At 33.8% G+C, this 5,754-nt stretch carries 6 protein-coding genes and 2 tRNA genes; 4 read left to right on the top strand and 4 right to left on the bottom strand.

Translation table 11 applies throughout. From position 1 onward, the window contains the following. Positions 1-429: 429 nt before the first annotated feature. Genes EZH24_RS06470 through EZH24_RS06455 form a run of 4 tightly spaced genes read right to left on the bottom strand, consistent with a single transcriptional unit; the run spans position 430 to position 3,921 of the window. The gene (locus tag EZH24_RS06470) at positions 430-1,569 is read right to left on the bottom strand and encodes a sodium ion-translocating decarboxylase subunit beta (protein ID WP_137998315.1); all 1,140 of its coding nucleotides are present in this window, start codon (positions 1,567-1,569) and stop codon (positions 430-432) included. A gap of 18 nt (positions 1,570-1,587) precedes the next feature. Continuing rightward, positions 1,588-1,995, bottom strand: a complete 408-nt coding sequence (locus EZH24_RS06465) for a biotin/lipoyl-containing protein (RefSeq protein WP_137998314.1) — start codon at positions 1,993-1,995, stop codon at positions 1,588-1,590. Positions 1,996-2,029: 34 nt separating this feature from the next. Then, on the bottom strand, positions 2,030-2,344 hold the full coding sequence (locus EZH24_RS06460; RefSeq protein WP_137998313.1) for an OadG family protein: 315 nt from the start codon (positions 2,342-2,344) through the stop codon (positions 2,030-2,032). A gap of 32 nt (positions 2,345-2,376) precedes the next feature. Further along, the gene (locus EZH24_RS06455) at positions 2,377-3,921 is read right to left on the bottom strand and encodes an acyl-CoA carboxylase subunit beta (RefSeq protein ID WP_137998312.1); all 1,545 of its coding nucleotides are present in this window, start codon (positions 3,919-3,921) and stop codon (positions 2,377-2,379) included. A 216-nt stretch (positions 3,922-4,137) separates the two neighbouring features. On the opposite strand from EZH24_RS06455, the gene EZH24_RS06450 reads away from it, so the two are divergent. The 4 genes from EZH24_RS06450 to EZH24_RS06435 form a co-directional block, all read left to right on the top strand. Beyond that, positions 4,138-4,211: transfer RNA gene (locus tag EZH24_RS06450), tRNA-Ile, on the top strand. Positions 4,212-4,246: 35 nt separating this feature from the next. Further along, positions 4,247-4,319 (top strand) — tRNA-Lys (locus tag EZH24_RS06445). Between the two features lie 30 nt (positions 4,320-4,349). Beyond that, entirely contained in the window at positions 4,350-5,282 is a 933-nt protein-coding gene (locus EZH24_RS06440; protein ID WP_137998311.1) for an SAM-dependent methyltransferase, read from the top strand. After that, a partial coding sequence (locus tag EZH24_RS06435; protein WP_137998310.1) for a restriction endonuclease occupies positions 5,269-5,754 on the top strand: 486 nt, incomplete at its 3' end. The genes EZH24_RS06440 and EZH24_RS06435, both read left to right, overlap by 14 nt.

Genomic DNA, 5,754 nt, shown 5'->3' with positions numbered 1-5,754 from the left:
ATTGCTTCGGCAAAGCCTCGCAATGACGAGTAAAAATAATTGTCATTGCGAGCCGAAGGCGTGGCAATCCACTTCTTATAACAAGGGGTTTTAACCCCTTGCGTGTTTTTTTCTAAATTGTTAACACAATGGGCTAAAGCCACATTGTTATTAAGAATTGCAAATTGATTTTTTGCAAAACGAAAGCGGACACTTAAAAAATTAAATGTCTTAAAAAATTGCGATATATAAAAATTTAAATTATTAGTTAAAAGATATAATAATGGCTTTGCTTTGCTTAACGAAATTATAGTATGCTAATTTATAGTAATTTTTACTAACCATATTTAAGTTATCTAATATTTATTAACTTTAATTTAGGTAAAATATAACATAAATTAAAAAATATGTCAATAGTTTAAATCGCACTTATTGGCGATAGCTAAAAAATTAATGAAAAAAAGCGAGTAATATTCCAACCGCAACGGCGCCAGATATTATACCCGAAATATTTACAGCCATCGCATGCAAAAGCAGACAATTTGAAGAACTGTTTTCCTGCCCGTAAATATGCGCGCCCCAAGCGGGAATCGGAAAAGCGCTCAATCCCGCCGAACCGATTATTGGATTTACCTTGCCCCCAGTTAAAATATTCATTATCTTTGCCACAAGAATTCCAATAACCGTGCTTAAAATAAGAGAAAGCAAACCGAAGAAAAATATAATAAAAGTATTGAAAGTTATAAAAGTTTCCGCAGTCGCTTGCGAACCTACGGCTATTCCTATAAGCATTGTGAGAATTCCATTTAAAGATTTTTGCAAATTGACGGAAAAATTTTTAATTATATCGGACTCTCTCAATATGCTTCCAAAAAGTAAAGCGGCTATAAGCGGAAAAGAATTCGATAAAAATATTCCGCAAAATCCGATTGATATAACGGCAAATATAATTTTCTCTCCTCTCGAAACATGCCTCAAATATGACATAGAAATTTTTCTCTCTTCTTTAGTAGTCATAAATTTTATTACGGTTATTTGTAAAATAGGCAGAAGTTCCATATACAAATAAGCGGCGATTACTATCGGAGCAAAATATCTCGGCTCGGCAATTAAAGAAGCCATATACATTGCAAGCGAACCGTCAGCCGCTCCTATAATGGAAGTCGCCGCCGCAATATTGTCTCCCAAATTTAAATATACGCTTAAAGAACTCATGATATAAAAAATTATAAATATTCCGACTTGCGAGCTTGCGCCTATAAAGAAATTTTTCGGGTCCGCTAAAATGAGTCCCAAATCAACCATAGTTCCAACGGCAAAAAATACCAAAATAGAATAAACGCCAGAATCCGCTCCGCTATATATGAATCCTAAAAAACCGTTTACGACTTCGGTTGTCATTCTCGGCAAAGGCATATTTGACGCCAAAATTGCGACTCCCATTGGAAGAAGAAGGAGAGGCTTTTTATTATAATAAATCGACATATATATTAAATAAGCGCCCAAAAGCATCATTATAATTTGAGCGAAAGAAGGAGGATAAAATCCCGCAATTAAATTATTCAAATCCAAACCTAAAATTCTATTCATAAATCTTGCCTTAATATTTTAACTTATTTGTAATATAACTTGATTCTCGATAACCGAAGAGCCTTTTTCCACATGAATCGATTTAACTTTTCCAGATGCTGGAGCGGTTAATTCGTTTTCCATTTTCATCGCTTCGAGTATCGCCACAACTTGTCCTTCGGAAACTTCGTCTCCAACCGATACCGTGAATGATAAAATTGTCCCAGGCATCGGCGCTTTAACGGAAATCGCGTTTTCGTCTATCGGGATAGCGCTTTGCGGTTTTTCCGCTATTTGTTTTTCATTATTTGTATTAGTCGCATTATTTGGATTTACAAAAGTAGACACGCTTTTTGAGGCATGAACTCCGCCTAAAATTTCTCCTACTTCTTCTACGGAAACATCGTATAATTTTCCGTTTACGGTTATTTTATATTGTTTAATCATAGTTTCTCCTATTATTTTATTTATTATCTATTATTTATATGTTATCGCCCAATCTATCAATCATTCCCCATATTGGAGTTTTCGATTCTTTTATCGATTTTATTACAAATCTACCGCTCCCCGTATACGCGGATATTGAAGCCGTTATTACAGCGACAAGTTCCGTATCGTCAAGCAAATCTTCGTCTTTCGTTTTGCTCTCTTCGATAACTTTTATTATCTCTTCTTCTGCCTTTACATTTCTGTTTTTGAATAATAATCCCAAAAATATTGATAAAATATAAAAAACCAAAGCCGCAATAAAAACGGATATGATTCCAAAAATAGTAATCGCCGCGCTATGTTCCATGATTATTTTCTCCTTAAATTAAATTTAAACTTTTATAAAGGTATATTTCCATGTTTTCTTGGAAGTCGTTTTTCTCTCTTGCTTGCCAAAAGATGCAAAGCGTTTATCAAATAGCCTCTCGTATATTCTGGCTCTATAATATCGTCAACATAACCTCTAACCGCCGCTCTATAAGGATTTGCAAACTCTTTTTTATATTCTTCTATTTTTTCCGCTCGCGCTTTTTTTGAATCTTCCGCGTTTTCTATTTCTTTTTTGAATATTATATTAGCAGCTCCGTCCGGTCCCATAACTGCAATTTCGGCGGAAGGCCAAGCGTAAACTATATCCGCTCCCAAATGCTTCGAACACATGGCAATATAAGCGCCTCCGTAGGATTTTCTTATTATTAAAGTAATTTTAGGGGCTGTAGCTTCCGAGTATGCGTATAAAAGTTTCGCGCCATGCCTTATAACTCCGTTATGTTCCTGTCCTACTCCCGGCAAATATCCCGCCGTGTCGACTAAAGTAATTATTGGGATATTGAAACTGTCGCAGAATCTTATGAAGCGAGCCGCCTTATCCGCCGCGTTAATATCCAAAACTCCCGCCATAACATTCGGCTGATTAGCTATTATTCCAACGGATTTTCCGTCAAAACGAGCGAAACATATAACTATATTTTTTGCAAATAAAGGCTGTAATTCAAAAAATTCTCCGTTATCGGCTACGCTTTTGATAATATCTTTAATATCGTAAGGTTTGTTGGGCTGGTCGGGAAGAATATTCGATAATTCGCTGTCGTTTCTGTTTGGAAAATCGCCCGTTTCTTCAAATGGAACATCTTCCAAATTATTTTGAGGAATATAAGAAAGAAGTTTTTTAACTCCTTCGAGTGTGGATATTTCATCGGGAAACATCAAAGAAGCGACTCCCGATTTTTGACTATGAACCAAAGCTCCGCCCAATTCTTCGGCGCTTACTTTTTCTCCCGTCACCGATTTAACCACTTGAGGTCCCGTTATAAACATATTCGCGGTTTTATCCGTCATAAGAATAAAATCCATCAAAGCTGGAGAGTAAACCGCTCCGCCCGCGCAAGGTCCCATAATAACGCATATTTGAGGAATGACTCCCGAAGCTTGAACATTTCTATAAAAAATATCTCCATATCCTCTTAAAGCGTCAATTCCTTCTTGAATTCTCGCTCCACCAGAATCGTTTATTCCAATGCATGGACAACCCAATTTAATCGCCATATCCTGCACTTTACAGATTTTAGCCGCATGCATTTGCCCTAAAGAGCCTCCAATAACGGTGAAGTCTTGAGCGTAAATGCAAACTTGCCTTCCGTTAATTTTTCCGTATCCCGTCACAACGCCTTCGCCAGCGATTTTCATTTTTTCCATTCCGAAATCGGCGCATCTATGTTCGACAAAAGCGTCTATTTCGCAAAAAGTATTTTCGTCCAATAATTGTAAAATTCTCTCTCTTGCAGTCAATTTCCCTTTTGAATGTTGCGATTCTATTTTTTCTTTACCGCCCGCTTCCTCTATTTTTTCTTTTCTATTTTTAAGTTCTTTAATTTTTTCTTGCATTTTAAATTCCTTATATTTGAAATCCTTACAATTAGTTTATATTTAATTTAATATTTTTCAAATTTCATTAATATAAAAAGATATATTATTTGGTATTTATTGCAAGGATATTTTTACTTTTACATTAAATAAATAAATTTTCTTATTTATATTAAATTATTAAATTAAACTATTGACTTTTTTTTTATATATGTTATCATATAAAGACTAATTTGGGGGCCAGTAGCTCAGTCGGTTAGAGCAGATGACTCATAATCATCGGGTCCGGGGTTCAAGTCCCTGCTGGCCCAAATAATTCCTCCTTTCAATAATATAATTTTTGTGTGGGCCAGTAGCTCAGTTGGTAGAGCAGATGACTCTTAATCATCAGGTCCCGGGTTCGAACCCCTGCTGGCTCAAATATTTTAGTAAATTAAATCGGATTGAAAATGAGCTTAAAATATGTGAACGGAAATATAATGAAGTCGAATTCTAAAAATTATTTTGACGAATATTTTACGAAGCCCGAAATATCCGAACGACTCTACAAAAAAACTTGCGAGATTATTTCCAAATACGAAAAGATAAATAAATATACTTGGATTGAGCCGAGCGTTGGAGACGGGAGTTTTTATAAATTGCTTCCAAAAAATAAAATAGGAATAGATATTAAACAAACAAATTACGACACGATATTATCCGACTATTTAAATTACGAATTACCAGAAAAACCTTTAATAGTCATAGGAAATCCGCCTTTTGGACATAGAGGAGTTTTAGCTTTGAAATTTATAGAACATTCGGAGAAAGCCGAATTCGTAGCTTTTATACTTCCGATGTTTTTTCAAAGTTTGGGCAAAGGTTCGATAAGGTATCGAGTAAAAAATTTTAGTTTATTATACGAAGAAGTTTTGCCCGAAAATTCTTTTTATATCGGAAATAAAGAAAAAGATATTAAATGTTGTTTTCAGATTTGGAGCAAAAATTATAATAATCTAAAAAAAGAATTCTGCTGGTATAATCAAAAAGAAAAAGTCGAGCCGTTTAATAATTTGCTTAAAGTTGTGACGGTTTCTTTGGCGAAAAATAGAGAATGCGGAAAGGAATGGATTTTTAATAAGAAAGCGAATTATTATTTATCTTCTACTTTTTTCAAAGACAATAATGTGGTTAAAGATTTTAACTCGGTAAAATATAAAAGCGGAATTGCGATTATATACACTACGCAAAATAACGGAATGATAAAAAAGTTGGACGCTTTATTTAAAACTGCCGATTGGAATAAATATTCGAGTATAGCCACGAACGGATGCAGACATATTGGCAAATCTCATATTTATAAATTGTTGGAAGACAAGGGATTTGAAAATGAATATAAATAAAATATTACAAAATATAATTGAAGATAAATATAATGAAATACGCTCTTCAAAAGATAACGAAGGAATTTTTTCTAAAATAGATTTTTTTGAAGGAAACGCTATCGGGCAAATAGGTGAAGAATTTGTAAAAGCGATATTTAAAGAAGAAAATATTGCAATGGATAATAAACAAAAAGTAATTCATGATGAATACGATATTTTATCAAACGGAATAAAAATTGAAGTAAAAACAGCAAGGAAAGGATTAAAAAATAATAGCTTTCAATTTAACGGAATAAATCCCGCTTACAATAACGATTATATTATAGTAATAGGACTAACTCATCAAAACGCTTATTATCAAATAATAAAAGATAAAATTTCTTATAATCATAAAAAGAGAAGATATTTTTTGAAAGTAAACGGAAAAGATAAACAACTCGTAGCTATGAACCCAGGCAATTCGGTTAACTATAAATTAACTTTGCAACTA

This window comes from Brachyspira catarrhinii (genome assembly GCF_005518285.1).
Lineage (GTDB): Bacteria > Spirochaetota > Brachyspiria > Brachyspirales > Brachyspiraceae > Brachyspira > Brachyspira catarrhinii.
The sequence above is the reverse complement of the archived record's forward strand: the minus strand, read 5'-3'. Positions and strand labels throughout refer to the sequence as shown.